This is a genomic window from Heyndrickxia acidicola (assembly GCF_001636425.1).
Taxonomy (GTDB): Bacteria; Bacillota; Bacilli; order Bacillales; family Bacillaceae_C; genus Bacillus_AE; species Bacillus_AE acidicola.
Genome location: NZ_KV440953.1, coordinates 56,430 through 76,693, shown reverse-complemented (window position 1 = coordinate 76,693; position 20,264 = coordinate 56,430). Strand labels below are relative to the sequence as shown.

Here is a 20,264-nt window from a genome sequence, read left to right as displayed (position 1 = left end):
CAAAATAAAATTTTATTGCCCATAAAGGCTATAGGAAAGGTGCTATCTTATATCTCTTAGATAATAAAATTCTTTTATGTTTCCTTTTGGCACTTCGGACAATAATGGGTACCTCTGCCTGCTGAAACTCTTTTTTCAATCACGGTTCCGCATTTACGGCATGCCTCTCCATTGCGCCCATAAACAAATAATTGAAGCTGGAACATACCGATTTGTCCCTGTGAATTAATATAGGAACGTATCGTGCTTCCTCCCTGTTTTACTGCTTCACTCAGAGTTGCTGCGGCTTCCTTAGCAATAAGGCCGATTTCTTCCTCCGAAAGTGATTTGGCTTTTCTTTCCGGATGAATTCCAGCCCGGAAAAGCGCCTCATCTACATAAATGTTTCCAAGCCCTGTCAAGATTGTTTGATCAAGGAGGACGGCCTTTATCTTTCTTTCCGTCTTAGTAAATTTATTTTTTAAATAGTCTGGAGTAAATTCATCAGAAAAAGGTTCAGGGCCAAGCTTATCCAGCGGCTCGGATTTAAATTCCTCACCCCTTAAAAATAAATGCATGGTGCCGAATTTACGAACATCCTTATACCGCATTTCCATTCCATCTGTAAAATGGAAAATAACATGGGTATGCTTATCCAGCGGTTCTCCTTCCGGAAATACTCCATATTTCCCTTCCATTCTCAAATGCGATACTAACGTAAAATCATTTGTATAGAAAAGCAGGAATTTTCCCCTTCTGCCAATATCATCAATTACCTGACCTTTTAATGCATCCGTGAATTCTTCAACTTCCACAGGCTTTTTAATAATTTTTGGCCAGTACACTGAAATATGGTCAATCTCTTTTCCTGTTACAAGTTCTTTCAACGTTTTTCTGACGGTTTCTACTTCTGGCAATTCAGGCATCTGCTTCTCCCCTCTCTTTGCTGTGTTTCTTCTTCAAATGAAATGAAAGTTTTATGCCTATTTTGCGTCAAACCATGTTGGGCCATAGGAGAAATCAACTTTTAACGGGACCTTGAGTTCTAACGCATTTTCCATTACTTCCGGAACGAATTCCTTCAATAACTCAATTTCTTCTTTAGGCGCTTCAAAAATTAATTCGTCATGGACCTGAAGCAATAATTTTGTTTTTAATTTCTCCGCTTGAAGTTTGTCCGCCATTTCAATCATGGCTTTTTTGATAATATCGGCAGCACTTCCCTGTATCGGCGTATTCATGGCTGTTCTTTCCGCAAAACTTCGTATATTGAAATTTCTGCTAGTAATTTCAGGAATATATCTTCTGCGATTAAGAAGCGTGCTGACGAACCCTTTTTGTTTGGCTTCCCTGACAATCTCCTCCATATATTCTTTCACTTGAGGATAGCTCTGGAAGTATCGATCAATAAATTTGGCTGCTTCTTTCCTTGTGATTCCCAGGTTTTGTGAAAGCCCGAAATCGCTGATGCCATAGACAATTCCAAAGTTAACGGCTTTCGCCTGCCTTCTCATATTGGAGGTAACCTCACTCTCACTTACATGGAAAACATCCATGGCCGTTTTCGTATGGATATCCATGTCTGCGTTAAAGGCTTCAATCAGCTTTTCATCGTCTGCAATATCCGCTAAGACCCGTAATTCAACCTGTGAATAGTCGGCTGAAAAAATGACCCAATCCTTTTCAGAGGGAATGAAAGCCTGTCTGATTTTCCTGCCTTCTTCAAGACGGATTGGGATGTTCTGTAGATTCGGATCAGTAGAGCTAAGTCGTCCTGTTTGGGTAAGTGCTTGATTAAACCGCGTATGGACCTTTTGGTCATCATCATGAACCACTTTTAAAAGCCCTTCAATATAAGTAGATTGCAGCTTACCTAATTGGCGGTATTGAAGAATTTCTTTTACAATCTCATGTTCGCTTTCAAGCTTTTCCAGTACATCGGCTGAAGTGGAATATCCTGTTTTCGTTTTTTTCACTACAGGCAGCTGGAGTTTGTCAAAAAGTATACTTCCCAGTTGCTTAGGCGAATTGATATTAAATACCTCTCCAGCCAGGGAATGTATCTTCTCTTCTATTGCGGAAAGCTTTCCGTTTATTTCCGCTCCCATTTCTTTTAATCTTTCTACATCAACCCGAATTCCGGTTGATTCCATTTCCGCCAAGATAAAGGATAAAGGCATTTCCAGTTCTTCAAACAGCTTTAATTGTTCATTCTGCTCAAGCTCAGAAAGACATCTGCTATAGACCTGATCAATTCCTTCCGCTTTTCTTGCTATATGATCTGCAAGTGCCTGTACATCCGGAAGCTTTCTTTTTGCCCCCTTCCCGTATACAAGCTCGTCTTTTTCAATATTTTCAAATCCGTGTCTTGAAACGACAGAGGTGAAATCTTCCACATTTTCTGATGGATTTAATAAATATGAAGCAATCAGCAAGTCAAAATCGATCCCTTTCAGCTCGATGCCCCTTCTCTTAAGGGCAACAATCGAACGCTTTGCATCATAGACATGCTTTATAGCCGATTCATCCTCTGCCCACTTTTTAAAAGACTCAGAGGAGATAGCTGCTTCCGCTGTAAAAAAGAATAAACCCTTATCATTTTTCAAACTAAGGCCGGCTATTTCCCCATGCTGATAGTTTTCTTCAAGAATCTCAAGATAAAGAGACCCGTCACTTGTAAAAATATCCTCTGTAATCGTCTCGATGATTTCAAATGAAATTTCTTTTATTTCTTCTTTAGGAGATGCCTGGACTTTTCCATCGAGCTTTTCTAGTAGTGAGTTAAATCCAAGTTCTTTAAATAAATCGATTAACTGGTCTTGATTAATGCCTGTATACTCAATGTCTTCCACATTAATTTCTATCGGGGATTCGAGGTCAATCGTAGCCAGTTTCTTGCTCATGATAGCCTGATCCTTAAACTCCGTCAGTTTTTCCTTCAGTTTTTTCCCGCTGACGCTTTCTACCGATTCAAGGAGCTGTTCAAGAGTATGGAACTCTTTTAAAAGCTTAATAGCGGTTTTCTCTCCGACTCCAGGTACCCCTGGAATGTTATCGGACGTATCTCCCATCAGACCTTTCATATCGATGATCTGTGCAGGAGTCAACCCATACTTCTCCTGGATATGCTCAGGTGTGTATACTTCGATATCGGTAATCCCTTTTCGGGTAATTCCTACCGATACATTCTCAGAGCTTAGCTGAGTTAAGTCCTTATCGCCTGATATGACTTTTACTTCGTAGTTTTCTGCTTCAGCCTGTTTAGACAGGGTACCTATAATATCGTCCGCTTCATAGTTTTCCAGCTCATACCTTTTAATTCCGTAAGCATCCAATAACGCTCTGATAAATGGAAATTGTTCCGACAGCTCAGAAGGGGTCTTTTGCCTTGTCCCTTTATATTCCTGGAACGTTTTATGTCTGAATGTTGTTTTGCCTGCATCAAATGCAACAAGAATATGAGTAGGTTTTTCTTCCTCCAAAATTTTCATTAGCATCGTTGTAAAACCATAAATGGCATTTGTATGAATTCCCTTATCATTATTTAAGAGAGGCAGGGCAAAAAAGGCTCTGTATGCAATACTGTTGCCATCGATTAAAATTACTTTCTTTTTCAAATGTCATTCCTCCTGCAGCCTGGAACTAGACCGTTTTCTACTTAAACTCATTCTATCATGTTCATTGTAAAAGGGAAAATTGCCTGACTTCTGAGTGGTTTAAATGCTTTACCGTATTTTGAAGCACAGCATGGGGAATTGATCTAATCATTTTATTTATAGAATGGAGTATCACAGGGTTATGCGGAAATAAAAAGTATGAGGCAGAAAGCTTTCTAGTGGAAATGCCATCATTATTTAATAAGGCTCTTTTCGTAAGCTTTGTTGCTATTTATAAATGAATCTTGAATACACAGGGTTCAGGCTTGAAAACAAAATGACTGAAAACGAAAAGATGCCACGATCCCCCATTTGTTATGGATTCAACACTTTTGCGAAAAGCAACAAACTATGAGAAAACAGCCTTTAATAAAATGCAGCTGATTTTCGAATAAATACCTTAACTTTTCAACTAATTGCAGCCCTTTTAAAGAAAAATTCCTTAACTCAACAAAAAAAAGCTGGCCCTATTAGATCGCTGCTCCTTATGAACGAATATTCAATAGCCGATAGGTGCTGGACAAGAAAACATCCTCAGGTTTAGCATTTTATAGAGGGATGCAATAAAAAAACATATCCTCCGCAAAGGAGGATATGCTTTTCATTTAACCTGGCAGTACTTAAGCAAGCACAGCCATTACATTTTTTACGGACTCTGCAGACTTATCCAGCATTGCCTTTTCTTCTTCCAGCAAATCCAGCTCAATGACTTTTTCAATGCCATTCGCGCCTAATATTGTTGGAACACCAAGGTATATACCCTCATAGCCATATTCTCCTTCTAAATAGGCGATCGAAGGAAGTACGCGTCGCTGGTCTTTGACAAGTGCCTCCACCATTTCAACAAGTGACGCGGCTGGTGCATAATAAGCGCTTCCGTTCCCTAAAAGGTTAACGATTTCTCCGCCGCCCTTGCGTGTGCGCTCAACAATTTGTTCTAAACGCTCCTTCGGTATCAATGTTTCCAAAGGTATTCCCCCAGCGTAGGAATAACGTACCAACGGAACCATATCATCTCCGTGGCCGCCCAGAACAAAGCCTGTTACGTCTTTTACAGAAAGATTCAATTCCTGTGCTACAAACGTGCGGAAACGAGCACTATCCAATACGCCGGATTGCCCGATTACACGGTTTTTAGGGAAGCCGGATTCTTTAAAAACGGTGTAGGTCATTGCATCCACCGGATTTGTAAGAACTATGATAAAGCAGTCAGGAGAATATTTTACAATTTCCTGTGTAACACTTTTCATTACCTTTTGGTTGGTTTGAACAAGATCATCTCGGCTCATACCAGGCTTGCGGGCAATCCCTGCAGTAATGACGACAATATCGGAATCCTTTGTATCTTCATAGCTTGAAGTACCGGTAATATTGGCATCAAACCCCTGAACAGGGCTTGCCTCAAGCATATCTAAAGCCTTTCCTTTTGTCGGGTTTTCCATTTGTGGAATATCAACCAGTACCACATCTCCAAGCTCTTTTTGAGCTAATAAAAATGCTGTAGTCGCACCTGTAAAACCACTGCCGATAACAGAAATCTTTTTTCTAATCAATGACATTTGAAACCCCCCTAAAGATTATTTGAATGCAACGTGCTCTTATGTTAGCAGGTTAATAAAGTTCCGCTCATAGCAAATGGGGGATAAATCCCCCATTACCAAAACAGCTATTAATCCATGTTTTTAATTAATTCAGAGCCGAACTCAGAAGTTTTCACTTCAGTTGCACCGTCCATTAGACGTGCAAAATCATACGTTACTACTTTAGAAGCGATTGTTTTTTCCATTGATTTTGTAATTAAGTCAGCCGCTTCTGTCCATCCAAGGTGTTCAAGCATTAATACACCTGAAAGGATAACGGAAGAAGGATTTACTTTATCAAGTCCTGCATATTTAGGTGCAGTACCGTGTGTTGCTTCAAAGATCGCATGGCCAGTTTCGTAGTTGATGTTAGCTCCTGGAGCAATACCGATACCGCCTACTTGTGCAGCTAATGCATCAGAAATGTAGTCCCCGTTTAGATTCATTGTTGCTACAACGTCAAATTCACGTGGACGAGTTAAAATTTGCTGTAAGAAGATATCAGCAATGGAATCCTTCACGATGATTTTTCCAGCTGCTTCTGCTTCGCTTTGAGCTTTATTCGCTGCATCCGTTCCTTGCTCTTCTTTAATTTTGTCGTATTGTGCCCATGTGAACACTTTATCACCGAATTCTTTTTCTGCTAATTCATAACCCCAGTTTTTGAACGCACCTTCTGTAAACTTCATGATATTTCCTTTATGTACAAGAGTTACAGATTTGCGGCCTTCTTTGATTGCATAATTGATAGCTGCACGCACAAGACGGCTTGTTCCTTCTTCAGATACTGGCTTGATGCCGATACCAGATGTTTCTGGGAAACGGATTTTATTTACTCCCATTTCGTTTTGAAGGAATTCAATCACTTTTTTCACTTCAGGCGATCCTTCTTTGTATTCAATACCTGCATAGATGTCTTCAGTGTTTTCCCGGAAGATAACCATGTCAGTATCTTCTGGGCGCTTAACCGGTGAAGGTACACCTTCAAAGTAACGGACAGGGCGCAGGCAGACAAACAGATCCAATTCTTGGCGAAGTGCAACGTTCAATGAACGAATCCCGCCGCCTACTGGAGTTGTAAGAGGACCTTTAATCGCAATTAAGTATTCACGAATCACATCAAGTGTTTCAGATGGAAGCCATTCACCAGTTTTATTGAATGCTTTTTCCCCTGCATATACTTCTTTCCACACAATTTTCTTTTCGCCTTTGTAAGCTTTTTCTACAGCAGCATCAAGAACACGCTGAGATGAAGCCCAGATATCAGGACCCGTTCCGTCACCTTCGATGAATGGGATGATTGGATTGTTTGGTGTTTTCAATACTCCGTTTTCAACAACGATTTTTTCGCCTTGTGTCATTTTTAATTCCCTCCAATTTCAGTATCAAAGGTTAGAAGAACAATATCCTTCTAACCTCTTGTTCATTTAATATTAGAACAATCTTTTTGCGATTTGTAAATATTCGATTAGCGTTCTTCTACAGGAACGTACGTTTGAATTCCAGGGCCTGTATATTCAGCACGAGGACGGATCAAGCGGTTGTTTGCATACTGCTCAAGGATATGAGCGAGCCATCCAGACACGCGGCTTACAGCAAAAATTGGCGTAAACAGGTCATGATCAATTCCAAGTGAATGATAAACTGATGCAGAATAGAAATCTACATTTGGCGGTAATCCTTTTTCTGAAGTGACGATATCTTCAATTTGGATGGACATTTGATAGTATTCAGGCTCACCAGTCAGTTCAGTAAGCTTTTGGGACATTTCTTTAAGATGCTTGGCACGAGGGTCACCTTTTCTGTATACGCGGTGGCCGAAGCCCATAATCTTTTCTTTATTTTCCAGCTTTTCATGGATGTAGCTTTCCACATTCTCAACAGAACCGATTTCAGAAAGCATTTTCATAACTTGTTCGTTCGCTCCGCCGTGCAGAGGGCCTTTTAGTGCGCCGATTGCCGCGGTTACTCCAGAGTAGACATCAGAAAGCGTTGCTACACATACACGAGCGGTAAATGTAGATGCATTCAATTCATGGTCTGCATGAAGTACAAGCGCTTTATTAAACGCTTCCACTGCAATTGCATCAGGGTCTTCCCCTTTCAGCATATACAGGAAGTTCGCCGCAAAGCCAAGATCCTTGCGAGGAGCGATTGGTTCTAGTCCTTTACGGATACGTGCAAATGCAGCTACAAGAGCCGGCATTTTTGCTTGAAGGCGAATAGACTTTCGATAATTTGCTTCGTCTTCCATTACATCTGCTTCTTCATCGTATAGCCCAAGGGATGATACAGCTGTACGCAATGCAGCCATAGGATGAACCTCAGTGATTGGGTACATTTTAAAGCTTTCTACTACTTCTTTTGGCAGCTCCATATTGTCAGCAAGCTGCTGTTTTAATTCATTTAGTTCTGTTTCCGTTGGCAATTTTAAATGCCATAATAAATAAATAACTTCTTCAAAGCTTGCGTTTTCTGCTAAATCATCGATATTGTAGCCAACATATGTAAGCGTGTCATCGATAATGGAACTAATTGAAGAAGTTGTTGCTACAACACCTTCCAGACCACGAGTTGCTGTCATAATATCCCTCTCCTTTTGTTACAATTTCTTTCCCTGCATACTGGTAACTCTACTAGTAAATTAGTAAATGATAAATAATTACCGAAAAAACCGGTAATCGAATGTACAAAAGAATGGCACATTCAAAAAATGCAAACGGTCACATAACCTATTATAATATAATATTTAAAAATGTCTATTTTTTGACATAAAGTTGTCCGCTTACAAACATATTATAAACAATTATCTGATTCTTGTTAATGGAAACCTTTACATCTTTATAATGATTGTTTTTTTAGAAAAATTGCAATCCAGGCATTCACATCGGGTACTGCCGTTAACTGAAGCATTTCCTCCAATGTCATTTTTTATCACGGCCATTCAATAAATTCTCCTCTCACGATTTACTACTACAATTCCCTTTCCTTACTGAAAAAAACCTGGCTATTGAATTCTGTCGAACATTAAGGAACACACAAGCCTTCAGTGGCTATGTGTGTTCCTTAAACAGAGTCTATTACTATTACTGAATAATTTAATAAAAAACACATGCCAGCTTATTTCTTTTGTCGTACGAACTAGTGAAAAAAATCTACTATTCTCATGGCCATATAAGCAATTCCTGCTCCAATTAATGGTCCGACTGCCACCCCCCTGAATAGAGAAACAGCCAAAATCGTTCCTAGTACAAGAGCAGTAGTGATTTCCGGATCTGTTGAAAGAAGCTGTATTCCGTTCTTTGCAATTAACGCAACTAACATACCGGCACCTAATGCAATCCAGGCATAGGGCGACTTCATTGAGTCAAGCAAGTCTTTAAACCCTATCTGTCCGCTTGCAATCGGAGCTAGAACAGCAATAGTAATGACGGTAACTCCCCAGTTAATGCCCTTTGATTGAATTGCAGAAAAAACCTTGCCATCCACACCCACAACCTTAATGACAAGCAAGATTCCCACAGCAATCATGAGAGACTGATTTTTTGCAACAAATCCGATTGCCAGCAATAAAGCGAGAAATAAATACGCTTGATTAAACATCCATATCTTCCTTTCCAAAATTTATTTTTAAGTGCAATTCAAGCTTTTTTTTGACTCTTTAACCATGTAAAATGAATAATAACTGACTCATTAGGAGGTAGAGGATTGAATCCTGAATACATCTATCGATTCATCCGGTTTTTGATCGTAATCGGCATTATCTTTTTGGGCGGATTTGCATTCTTAATGATTGCAAAAGTGGCCTATCCTTTTTTGATTGCTATCGTTATAGCGATGATGATTAACCCCTTGGTCAATATTCTCGAAAAAAAAGCAAGGCTGCCCAGATCACTCGCCGTTATTATATCCATTATTATCATTATTGGTGTATTTATTGGTCTTGTCACCCTCTTAGTTACAGAAATTGTTTCAGGGGCTTCTTATCTGGCGAACGTTCTACCCGAGCATATCCAAACACTTGTAAATTATATTGAAAACTATGTTACTTCAAAAATCGTTCCACTTTATGAAAAAGGAACAAGCTTATTTAAAAGCCTGGGGGCAGGCCAGCAAGACACAATCATCAAAAACATCCAGGCTGCAGGGCAAAAAGTGGCTTCAAATGCTGGTGATTTCCTCCAGAATTTATTCCAAAAACTCCCTGTTTTTGTTGCGTGGATTCCAAACGCTGCAACGGTATTAGTATTTTCTCTCTTAGCCACTTTCTTTATTAGCAAGGATTGGTACAAGCTTACCGGCTTTTTCGGAAGGTTTCTTCCTGTAAAAGCAAGAACAAGCAGCAAATCTGTATTTGAGGATTTAAAAAAAGCACTTGTAGGCTTTATTAGGGCTCAATTAACACTTATATCCATTACACTCGTTATAGTTTTAATTGGATTATTAATTTTGCGTGTTGACTATGCCATTACCATAGCCCTTGTTTGTGGAATTGTTGATATTCTGCCATACCTGGGTACAGGAGTCGTTTTTATCCCATGGCTCATCTATGAATTTATCACGGGACATATACCGCTCGGTGTAGGTCTTGCCGTCCTTTATACAGTAGTAGTTGTACAAAGACAAGTAATGGAACCAAAGATCCTTTCTTCGAGTATTGGCATAAATCCGCTCCCAACATTAATTGCATTATTTGTCGGCTTTAAGCTCTTAGGATTTCTTGGACTCATCTTAGGACCCGTTACACTCGTTGTCATTACGACTTTAAATAAGGCGAATGTTTTTACAGATTTATGGAATTTCATTATGGGTAAGCCTAAGATAGAAATTAAGAAATAAAGCTGATCCTCTAGAATGATTCATATATAACAAGAAAAAGAAGCTAATCTGCAGTAAATTAGCTTCTTTTTTCATATGTGTGTAATTCGTTAACGAAGAATAACGGTTTTACGCCGCATCCATTTTCTGAATATGCGATATAAAAGCGGCTTGAACCATTTTCTTGTAGCCGGCATAAGAAGGAGCAAACCGAGAATATCGGTAATAAATCCAGGAGTGATTAAAAAAATCCCCCCGCTCAAAATACAGACACCATCTGTAATGGCTTCCCCCGGCATTCTCCCGCTCCTGAGATCCTCCTGCAATCTTCTCAGCGTTTCTATTCCCTGCTTCTTCGCCAGATAAGCTCCTAATATGCCTGTAAAGATAATAAGACAGATTGTAGGGAAAACACCTATCAGTTTCCCTGAAAGTATAAATAACCCAATTTCAATAGCAGGAACAACAATAATTAAAAAGAACAGATACCGCAAAAGTATTCCTCCTTTAAAGAAAAGCGGAAGATGCCTTCAAAACCTGCAGCTGGACAATCAGAAAAGCAGAAAACGACGTTCAGCGATAGATGGACTGCACGACTTTAATTAGATAAAGGAAACACGAAAATGAGCTTTCCCAATGAATTTACCCCATTATAAAAGAAAATTGCAGAGTTTGCCCCTGCAATTTTCTTATTTAAACTCTTACAGCACTCCGGCGTGTCCGTTATAGATAATGCCGTGTGATGTATCAACAGTGATTTCCTGGCCGTCATGAAGCTTGGAAGTAGCACCTTCTACACCTACAATGACAGGAATGCCCATTGAAATACCAACTACAGCAGCATGGCTTGTCAATCCGCCTTCTTCCGTAATTACAGCACTGCAATGTTCCATTACAGAAACCATATCTTTATCTGTACCAATTGTGACAAGAATAGATCCAGGAGTCACTTTTTTCTGTGCTTCTTTACTGGATTTTGCTGTTACAACTTTTCCATAAACCGTTTTGCGGCCTAAACCTTGACCTTTCGCCAAAAGGTCCCCTACAACATGGACCTTCATGAGGTTCGTTGTGCCTGCTTCGCCTACTGGTACACCAGCTGTAATGACGACAACATCACCATGTTTCACAACTCCGCTTTCAATACTTTTTTCAACAGCCAAATCAAGCATTTCGTCCGTAGAAGACATTTTCTCTCCAAGCTCAGGGTACACGCCCCAAACTAGCGCTAAGCTTCTTAATACTTTCTCTTGAGAAGTGACCGCAATAATAGGTGACTTCGGACGGTATTTAGAAATCATGCGGGCTGTATGACCACTCTCTGTAGGAGTCACAACTGCATTAACATCTAGATTAATGGCTGTATGAGCAACAGATTGACAGATGGCATCTGTTAAATTGCGGCCGCTGTCTTTGCTGCGGTTAGCCAAAATAGCCTGATGATCCAAAGCCTTCTCAACATGAATCGCGATGTTGTACATGGTTTGGACAGCTTCAGCCGGATAGCTTCCTGCAGCCGTTTCACCAGAAAGCATTATGGCATCTGTACCGTCAAAGATAGCGTTGGCAACATCACTTGCTTCCGCACGTGTCGGCCTTGGATTGCGCTGCATAGAATCAAGCATTTGAGTCGCTGTAATAACAGGCTTACCCAGCTCATTGCATTTTTTAATTAGTTCCTTCTGAACAAGTGGAACTGCTTCAGTTGGGATTTCAACACCTAAATCTCCCCTTGCTACCATTAATCCATCAGAAACAGCAAGGATTTCGTCTATATTGTCAACACCCTCCTGATTTTCAATCTTAGGGATGATTTGGATATGTATTGCATTATTTTCTTCTAATATTTGTCTGATTTCCAACACATCAGATGCACGTCTTACAAAGGAAGCCGCAATAAAGTCAACACCCTGCTCAATACCAAAAAGAATATCTTTTGCATCCTTTTCCGTAATACCAGGCAGACTGACAGAAACACCAGGGACATTTACACCTTTTTTATTTTTAATCATGCCTGTATTAAGGATTTTTGTATTAATTTCCTTTTTATTCCTATCGATTCCAATCACTTCTAATTCAATTAATCCATCATCTAATAAAATTTTAGACCCTTCTTGGACGTCATCGATTAAACCTGGATAGCTAATGGAAAACTTCTCAGGAGTACCAAGAACTTCTTCCATTGCAATCGTAACCGTTTTGCCTTGTGTTAATTCAAAACCGCCATTTTCCATATTGTGTGTACGAATTTCCGGTCCTTTTGTATCAAGCAGGATCGCAACATTTTTTTTCGTATTTTTAGCTGCTGTCCGTATATTGTTGATTCTTGCACCATGCTCTTCAAAATCACCATGTGAAAAGTTTAATCGAGCAACGTTCATTCCAGCATTCATGAGTTTTTCCAGCATTTCCACACTTTCGCTGGCTGGTCCAATTGTACAAACTATTTTTGTTTTCTTCACTTTAATTCCTCCGATAGTTCATCTGTTATATCGATAAAACATGGGATAGTTTATAGATATCCATGTTTATCTGGTGCGGCCTTCTTAAGATTTCCAAAATATCATCATCTACTAATTCATTTTTGACAATACCTACGGCCCTGCCGCCCCTGCCTTCCATCAACAACTCTACTGCCCTTGCACCCAAACGGCTTGCCAGCACCCTGTCAAATGCAGTCGGTGTGCCGCCGCGCTGCACATGGCCCAGTACGGATACCCTTGTATCATAGGTTGTTACTTTTTCAAGTTCTTCGGCAATTCTGTGGGCCTTAACGACTCCTTCAGCCACAATAATAATACTGTGTTTTTTACCGCGTTCACTGCCATTTTTAAGTCTTTCCGTTATTTCATCCATACTATACGCTTCTTCAGGGATCAGGATTGTTTCCGCACCGCCTGCAAGACCAGACCATAGAGCAATATCTCCTGCGTGCCTTCCCATTACTTCAATAACAAAAGTTCTCTCATGTGAGGATGCAGTGTCCCTAATTTTATCGATTGAATCAAGAACTGTATTTAAAGCAGTATCAAAACCGATGGTGAAATCTGTTCCTGGAATATCATTATCAATCGTGCCAGGTACTCCCACACAAGGGAAACCTTGCTCTGTTAAGGCTTTCGCTCCCTGATAGGATCCATCGCCTCCAATGACAACCAGCCCTTCAATTCCATGTTTCTTTAACTGCTCAATTCCTTTTGCCTGGCCTTCTTTCGTTTTAAATTCTTCACAGCGTGCAGAGCGGAGAACGGTTCCTCCCCTTTGGATAATATCTCCAACAGAACCAAGCTCCATTTTTTCTATTTTACCGTTTATAAGACCATTATACCCTTGCTTAATGCCATAAACCTCTAAACCATGATAAATTGCTTTACGGACAACCGCTCGAATGGCAGCATTCATGCCGGGCGCATCGCCCCCGCTTGTCAGAACTCCAATACGTTTCACACTTATCACCCCAAAATAGTAATAAAAAGATCTTGTCTGCTTGAAGAAACGCTTAAAAGAATAAATAAGAGCCCTTGAATAATTCTAAAATACCACTTTCGCCATGTATTCTCAACGAATTCAAACGAAAGGAAATACATTCAAAAATATAAAATTACTGTAAGCGTTACCTTCACATTAAAATTCATATGTTGATTTCGCTTTAAAATGATATGTAGATGTTTAAAAACAAATATAGTAGGCAATTGAATACCATCAATTGCCTAACCATTTTAAATATTTGCGTAATCCTTCTCTTCAGAGAACTTGCCCATCATCTTGTATTTTTCATAACGGCTTTCAATAAGCTGTTCCGATGTTAATGGCAGCAATTCCTTCAGGGATTTTTCCAGAGCACTTCCGATAAATTCGGCTTGAGCCTTAATATCCCTGTGTGCACCGCCTTTTACTTCCGGAATAATATCATCAATGATTCCAAGCTCTTTCAAATCCGGAGCTGTAATCCTCATTGATTCTGCAGCCAGCTTGGCTTTTGATGCATCCTTCCAGAGGATGGATGCAGCTCCTTCTGGTGAGATAACGGAATAGATGGAGTTTTCAAGCATGTGGATGTGATTCCCAAGTCCAAGCGCTAAAGCCCCTCCGCTTCCGCCTTCTCCAATAACAACACAAATGACAGGAACGCTTAATCCAGCCATTTCAAATAGGTTTCTAGCAATCGCTTCGCTTTGTCCCCGCTCTTCCGCAGCCTTGCCCGGATAAGCTCCTTTTGTATCTATAAAACAAATGATCGGACGATTAAATTTATCCGCCTGCTTCATTAAGCGCAATGCCTTTCGATATCCTTCAGGATGGGGCATGCCGAAATTCCGTCTAATATTTTCTTTTGTATCCTTGCCTCGTTGATGGCCCATTACTGTCACAGGAAGTCCTTTATACTTGGCAATGCCCGCGACAATGGCTTCATCATCCCCAAATAACCGGTCTCCATGAAGCTCAAAGAAATCAGTAAACAGATGCTTAATATAATCCAAAGTAGTCGGCCTGTTTGGATGCCTTGCAACCTGAACCCTATCCCAAGGCTTCATGCTTTGATAAATTTCATTTTCGAGTTTTTTATATCTGGCTTCAAGTTTGGTAATTTCAGAAGTAAGGTCCACATCTGAATCCTTTGTAAACTCTTTTAATTCCTCTATTTTCTTTTGAAGCTCGACTAATGGCTTTTCAAATTCTAATTCATTTACCATGTTAATTCACCTTCTTGTTGATGAATTTCAAGGACTGTGGTGATTTTATCCCTTAGTTCTTCCCTTGGGATAACAGCATCCAGCTGTCCATGCTTAAGAAGAAATTCAGCAGTTTGGAAATCCTCAGGAAGTTCTTCCCTAATGGTTTGCTCGATGATGCGCCTTCCGGCAAAGCCAATTAATGCCTGTGGCTCGGCAAAATTAAAGTCTCCTAAAGACGCGAAACTGGCAGAAACCCCGCCTGTTGTCGGATGCGTCATGATAGAGATGATTAATCCGCCATTATGGCTGAACTTTTGAAGAGCCGCACTTGTTTTTGCCATCTGCATTAAGGACAAAACGCCTTCCTGCATTCTGGCCCCCCCGGAGGCTGTAAAGATAATAAAAGGAACTCCCAGCTTATCTGCCTCTTCAATTGCCCTGGTTATTTTTTCTCCAACAACAGAACCCATGCTTCCCATTCTGAACGTAGAATCCATAATGGCTGTTACAATGTCATGATTGTTTATTTTTCCCGACCCTGTCAGTACTGCTTCATTCATATGGGTCTTTTTAATATCTTTTTCCAGCTTCTCCACATAATCAGGAAAATTCAAAGGGTTTACGGATTTCAAATCGTGATCGAGTTCCTTAAAAGTCCCTTCATCAAGAAAACTGTCTACCCTTTCAAATGCATTCATTGGATAATGATAATGACAGTGCAGGCATACCTTTAAATTTTTTTCCAGCTCTTTTGTATACATAATTTTACGGCAGCTTGGACACTTTGACATAATACCTTCAGGAACATCTTTCCTTGTAGAGTCTGAAGGTATCGTTGCGTATTTTTTCTTTTTTGGTTTTGAAAAAAAGTCTTTTAGCAAAGGTTGCTCCTCCTTTGTCTGGCTTTTAGGGGGCTGTCCGCCCCTTCTGCTTTTTTTAGTTTTGTAGCCGATGATTATTTATCAGCTGCAGGGGTTCTAATCCTCTGCATTTAGAACTAGCATGTAAATTAAAAATGCAGATTTTATAATATGTTTTCTTCTTGTATCTTCCTGTGTAAATGTAACGTATGAAAAATTAAAATTTTGTTAGACCATGTCAATTGCTTAACGACATTTCCCGCAGCTCCCCGTGTACATTAAGAGCACGGCCAAGGTCTCGGTTCAGGATAGCATCTAAAAGCTTGAGTTTGCAGTCAGTAATTTTTTCTTCCCTCACCGTATGCAAACCTGATGAATAGTCCTTGAGGATCAACCAAATTTTATAAAGCAGCTTATTTGGCGTTACCGAATACAAATCGTTCCAGAATTCATCCGTATTTCCGTAATAGCCTTTGGTTAATTTCAATTTTAATTCTTCAATGGCTTGTACATTGAAATCATTATCAACCATAGTGCGGATTGCATCCATTTCTATTAGGCCTTTCGTAACTAAGACATCCAGCTTTACTTTTTCATCCTGTAAAATGAACGTACTGATTAATTCCACTAAATGATGGTTAGTAAAATCTCGAAGAAAAGTGCCTTCCCCTCTTCTTGTTTCTATCAATCCAAGCAGCTCCAGCGCCCTCAATCCTTCACGCACAGAAGAGCGTCCTGCATGGAGGCGCTCTGATAATTCACGTTCCGAAGGGAGCTTATCTCCAGGCAAAAGCTTATCATCTGAAACGATTTGTCTTATTTGGCCTACTATTTCCTGAAATACCTTAGTATTACTATTCGCTGATTTCACTAACTCATCACTCATCCTCACGTAAAAGCAAGAATTATTTATTGTTTTATTCACACGCATTCCATTGCAGCAAACTGGCAATTCCTTTAATTTTCCAGTGGTCAGACCACAATGTCTCTACAATAATATACCATAATCGTCTGCGGGATGAAATACTATTTCAGGATGACGTTCGAAACACCCAGCAATGCTTTTAATTCATCAAGGAAGTTCGCCACCGGTTGAATCCAATCTTTTTCAGACAGCTGGAGGGTTTGGTTCCGGTCCTCGTAATACAAAATAACCGGCGTATTGCCTTTGTATTTTTTTAAAATGGCATTAATTTCTTTAAGCATTTCGGTATCGTGATGATCTTTCGGGACTCTAATGTACAGTTTTTCTTTCGTCATTTCCAGGTTCTTTATGCTCTCTGCTTCCTCAAGTTTTTGGACAATAAATTGCAATTTCCCATTTCTCTCTTCAACATGACCTTTCAGCAATACTACGCTGCCTTGCTGGCATATAGCAGAATGAAGCCTGTAAACCGCCGGGAAGATCACTCCCTCGACGTCGCCAGTCGCATCACTTGCAGTCAGAAAGGCCATCATTTCGCCTTTTTTTGTGCGGATGGGTTTTATCTCGGTCAAATAAGCCCCCACTATGGCATTTCGCTGCCCGGCTTTCAATTGAAAAACATGAGTTGAGCCTGCTTGCGTCAATGCTTTCTCGTACGGGCTGACAGGATGGTCTGATAAATATAACCCAAGTACCTGCTTTTCCAGTGCCAGCTTGTCACTCATTTCCATCGGCTCAACTTCAATATACTTGGGCTCAAGTTGAAAGAGCTCCTCGTTGGAAAATAAATCTGGCCCCTCCCCTGATGGACGCATTAATTCTGCGTGTTCTAGCGCAACATCAATATTTGCCAGCAGTACAGCCCTGTCCATGCCAAATTCATCAAGCGCACCAGATAAAACAAGACTTTCGAGCGTTTTCCGATTAATTCCAGGAGCACGCAGGCAGAAGTCAAATAAATCTTTAAATGGCTTGGACTGGCGTGCAGCCAGAATTTGCTTTAGTACAGAAGCACCGATGCCTTTGATTCCTGCAAGGCTGTAACGGATGGCTCCCTTCTCTACACTAAACGGAAACAGGCTGTGATTGATGGATGGAGGAAGAATCTCAATTTGAAATTGATTTGCCTCCCTTACGTATTGGGCTGTTTTATCTTCATTCCCAACAACAGACGTTAAAAGAGCTGCCATAAAGTACAATGGATAATGAGCTTTCAAATAGGCTAACTGATACGCAATTAAACTGTATGCGACAGCATGACTCCGGTTAAATCCATAGTTTGCAAAGCGCACAATTAAGTCATAGATCTCATTGGCCGTCCTTTCGTCATAACCTTTTGTTAAAGCTCCATCTACAAAATGGGTTCTTTCGTAGTCCAGCACTTCTTTCTTTTTCTTGCTGACTGCCCGGCGAAGCAAATCTGCTTCCCCTAATGAAAAGCCGGCCATTTTTGAGGCAATCTGCATAATTTGCTCTTGATAGACAATTACACCGTATGTTTTCTCCAGGATCGGCTTCAAATCAGGATGGGGATAGGAATTTTTGGCCTGTCCGTGTTTTCTTTCAATGTACATCGGAATATTTTCCATAGGACCCGGCCGGTATAATGCATTTACTGCGACAATATCCTCAAAATGGGTAGGCACAAGTCTTATCAGGACATTTCGCATTCCCTCTGATTCCAGCTGGAAAATCCCTGTTGTAAAGCCGCGGGATAAAAGCTGATAGGTCTCTTTATCGTCCAGAGGAAGCTGTTTGATGTCGAGCCTTTTCTTTGTGCCTTTTTGAATATTGGTGACAATTCTTTCAAGAATGGTGAGGTTGCGCAGGCCAAGGAAATCCATTTTCAAAAGGCCGATTTCCTCTAGGACCTCCATTGGATATTGGGTTAAATAAACGCCATCGTGGCCTTCCTGAATGGGAATAATGTTTACAAGCGGCAGCTCGCTCATGACTACCCCTGCCGCGTGCGTTGAAGCGTGGCGCGGCAGCCCTTCAAGCCGCATGGCCGTATCGAAGAGTTTGGTGTTTAAATCAGATTCTTCTACAAAGCTCCTGAGTTTTTCTGACTCCTTCAAGGCATTCCTTAAACCGCTTCGTGATGAAACATGGCGGGAAAGAAACTCGAGTTCTTTCGAATTAAATCCGAAGATCCTTGCCACATCCCGAACCGCAGCCTTAGCAGCAAAGGTGCCAAAAGTGATAATTTGTGAAACATGAAGGGAACCGTATTTATTGGTTACGTATTGAATCACTTCTTCCCTTCTGTGATCAGGAAAGTCGATATCAATATCGGGCATGGAAACCCGTTCGGGATTTAAGAAACGCTCAAACAACAAATCATATTCTATTGGGTCTACGTCTGTTATGCCGAGTGCATATGCCACTAATGATCCGGCTGCAGATCCCCTTCCCGGACCCGTCAGGATACCTTGTCTCCTCGAAAATTCCATGAAATCCCAAACAATTAGAAAGTAATCATTAAAACCCATCTCATCAATGATTTTCAGTTCATAATCCAGCCGTTCCAAATAGAGAGTTCCGGGATGCTCCAGCCTTCTTCTAAGCCCTTCCTGACAAGTAATTCTTAAAAGATCACCTGCTGTTGTCCCTTCCTCCAGCGGGAATTTTGGCAGCAGCCTCTGATTGAAAGGAAGATCAAACCGGCAGGCCTCTGAAACCATCCAGGTAGTTTCAAGTGCTTCTATTTCATCAGAAAATAGCTCGGCCATATCTTTTGCCGGCTTTAAATAATATTCTTCAGATGGAAGCTTTGGCCGCTCTTCATCAGAAAGCTTCACTCCATCCCTGATGGCAAGAAGACACTCATGGCTGAAGGCATCCTGCTGTTCAAGATACTGTACATCATTTGAAACGATCATTTTGATGCCAAGCTTTTTACTGATTTGTTTAAGCCTTGAGAAGATGGTTTCTTCCTGATGTACCCTGTGCCTTTGCAGCGATAGGAAAAAGGCGTCCTTTTCGAATAACATCTGATAGTTCTTTGCTGCGTTTTCAGCTTTTTCCACTTCATTATTCAGCAGAAATTGTTCTACTTCCCCTGTGATTCCAGGAGTAAAGGCGTATAAGTCCTCACGATACCCCTTCAGCCATTTTAAAGGAATTCCATCCTGAGCTTTTGTTTGAATCGTACTGGAAATTTTCATGAGATTCTGGTAGCCTTTAAAGCTTTTCGCTAAAAGAACGATAGGATATGACATTCCCGGTTCAATTTCACTCTTTACGTCTGCCGTCAAACCAATAATCGGTTTTATGCCCTGTGCCTTGCACTCTTTATAAAATGGAATGGCTCCATACAACACATTCCTGTCTGTGATAGCAAGGGTTTGATACTTCATTTCCTTTGCTTTCTGAACCAGCCTCTCAATGGAGATGGTGCTGGATAACAGACTGTACGCTGAGGCAATTTGGAGATGTATAAACGACAAGGGTATCCCCCCTTTTTTTAATGGATAAGTATAAAATTTTTTATTAAATGAAGTATTCAACAAAAGTAGTCAATGTCAGGTTACAGCCCCTATTAGGCCGGCGGATTTCTGCGTCCCCTCACTAAGATGAACCAACATCTAGTTTCCTTTATCTCCGTCGATGAATCTGAAATCCGTACGCCGATGAGCATGGCGCTTCCTAATTTCTTCTTATCAATCTCATCTTTGGCTTCTTACAGGCTTGGTCTTTTCAGTAAACAACACTCTATGTAAAGCCGCTTTCTACTATTATAAATCGGTTATTCAAAAAAAGAAAATATG

14 protein-coding genes are annotated in these 20,264 nt (G+C 40.5%); 1 reads left to right on the top strand and 13 read right to left on the bottom strand.

Annotated features, from left to right (window positions below):
* Positions 1–74: 74 nt before the first annotated feature.
* The 6 genes from mutM to A5N88_RS00275 form a co-directional block, all read right to left on the bottom strand.
* Positions 75–905 carry a DNA-formamidopyrimidine glycosylase gene (gene mutM, locus A5N88_RS00300; protein ID WP_066261630.1) on the bottom strand — a complete coding sequence of 277 codons (831 nt, stop codon included), beginning with the start codon at positions 903–905 and terminating at the stop codon, positions 75–77.
* A gap of 57 nt (positions 906–962) precedes the next feature.
* The gene (polA, locus tag A5N88_RS00295) at positions 963–3,596 is read right to left on the bottom strand and encodes a DNA polymerase I (protein WP_066261627.1); all 2,634 of its coding nucleotides are present in this window, start codon (positions 3,594–3,596) and stop codon (positions 963–965) included.
* A gap of 659 nt (positions 3,597–4,255) precedes the next feature.
* Positions 4,256–5,194, bottom strand: a complete 939-nt coding sequence (mdh, locus tag A5N88_RS00290; protein WP_066261621.1) for a malate dehydrogenase — start codon at positions 5,192–5,194, stop codon at positions 4,256–4,258.
* A gap of 110 nt (positions 5,195–5,304) precedes the next feature.
* On the bottom strand, positions 5,305–6,576 hold the full coding sequence (gene icd, locus A5N88_RS00285) for an NADP-dependent isocitrate dehydrogenase (RefSeq protein WP_066261618.1): 1,272 nt from the start codon (positions 6,574–6,576) through the stop codon (positions 5,305–5,307).
* A gap of 107 nt (positions 6,577–6,683) precedes the next feature.
* Positions 6,684–7,799, bottom strand: coding sequence for a citrate synthase (gene citZ / locus A5N88_RS00280; protein ID WP_066261617.1), 1,116 nt, complete (start codon positions 7,797–7,799; stop codon positions 6,684–6,686).
* Between the two features lie 557 nt (positions 7,800–8,356).
* Complete coding sequence (locus A5N88_RS00275; RefSeq protein WP_066261614.1) at positions 8,357–8,818, bottom strand: DUF441 domain-containing protein; 462 nt, start codon at positions 8,816–8,818, stop codon at positions 8,357–8,359.
* Positions 8,819–8,923: 105 nt separating this feature from the next.
* Here A5N88_RS00275 and ytvI point away from each other — a divergent pair, with 105 nt between their 5' ends.
* Entirely contained in the window at positions 8,924–10,054 is a 1,131-nt protein-coding gene (ytvI, locus tag A5N88_RS00270; RefSeq protein ID WP_066261607.1) for a sporulation integral membrane protein YtvI, read from the top strand.
* A gap of 89 nt (positions 10,055–10,143) precedes the next feature.
* Here ytvI and A5N88_RS00265 read toward each other — a convergent pair whose 3' ends face one another.
* The 7 genes from A5N88_RS00265 to dnaE all read right to left on the bottom strand — a co-directional run bounded on the left by A5N88_RS00265 (position 10,144) and on the right by dnaE (position 19,943).
* The gene (locus A5N88_RS00265; RefSeq protein ID WP_066261603.1) at positions 10,144–10,527 is read right to left on the bottom strand and encodes an FxsA family protein; all 384 of its coding nucleotides are present in this window, start codon (positions 10,525–10,527) and stop codon (positions 10,144–10,146) included.
* 207 nt (positions 10,528–10,734) lie between these two features.
* Positions 10,735–12,495: a pyruvate kinase gene (gene pyk, locus A5N88_RS00260; RefSeq protein WP_066261600.1), complete on the bottom strand. Its 1,761-nt coding sequence runs from the start codon at positions 12,493–12,495 to the stop codon at positions 10,735–10,737.
* A gap of 25 nt (positions 12,496–12,520) precedes the next feature.
* Entirely contained in the window at positions 12,521–13,480 is a 960-nt protein-coding gene (gene pfkA, locus A5N88_RS00255; RefSeq protein ID WP_066261593.1) for a 6-phosphofructokinase, read from the bottom strand.
* Between the two features lie 272 nt (positions 13,481–13,752).
* Complete coding sequence (accA, locus tag A5N88_RS00250) at positions 13,753–14,727, bottom strand: acetyl-CoA carboxylase carboxyl transferase subunit alpha (RefSeq protein ID WP_066261591.1); 975 nt, start codon at positions 14,725–14,727, stop codon at positions 13,753–13,755.
* The gene (gene accD / locus A5N88_RS00245) at positions 14,721–15,590 is read right to left on the bottom strand and encodes an acetyl-CoA carboxylase, carboxyltransferase subunit beta (protein ID WP_066261588.1); all 870 of its coding nucleotides are present in this window, start codon (positions 15,588–15,590) and stop codon (positions 14,721–14,723) included. The genes accA and accD overlap by 7 nt, the downstream gene beginning before the upstream one ends.
* Positions 15,591–15,807: 217 nt before the next feature.
* Positions 15,808–16,440, bottom strand: a complete 633-nt coding sequence (locus A5N88_RS00240) for a FadR/GntR family transcriptional regulator (RefSeq protein WP_232317492.1) — start codon at positions 16,438–16,440, stop codon at positions 15,808–15,810.
* A gap of 155 nt (positions 16,441–16,595) precedes the next feature.
* On the bottom strand, positions 16,596–19,943 hold the full coding sequence (dnaE, locus tag A5N88_RS00235) for a DNA polymerase III subunit alpha (protein WP_066261585.1): 3,348 nt from the start codon (positions 19,941–19,943) through the stop codon (positions 16,596–16,598).
* Positions 19,944–20,264: the final 321 nt, after the last annotated feature.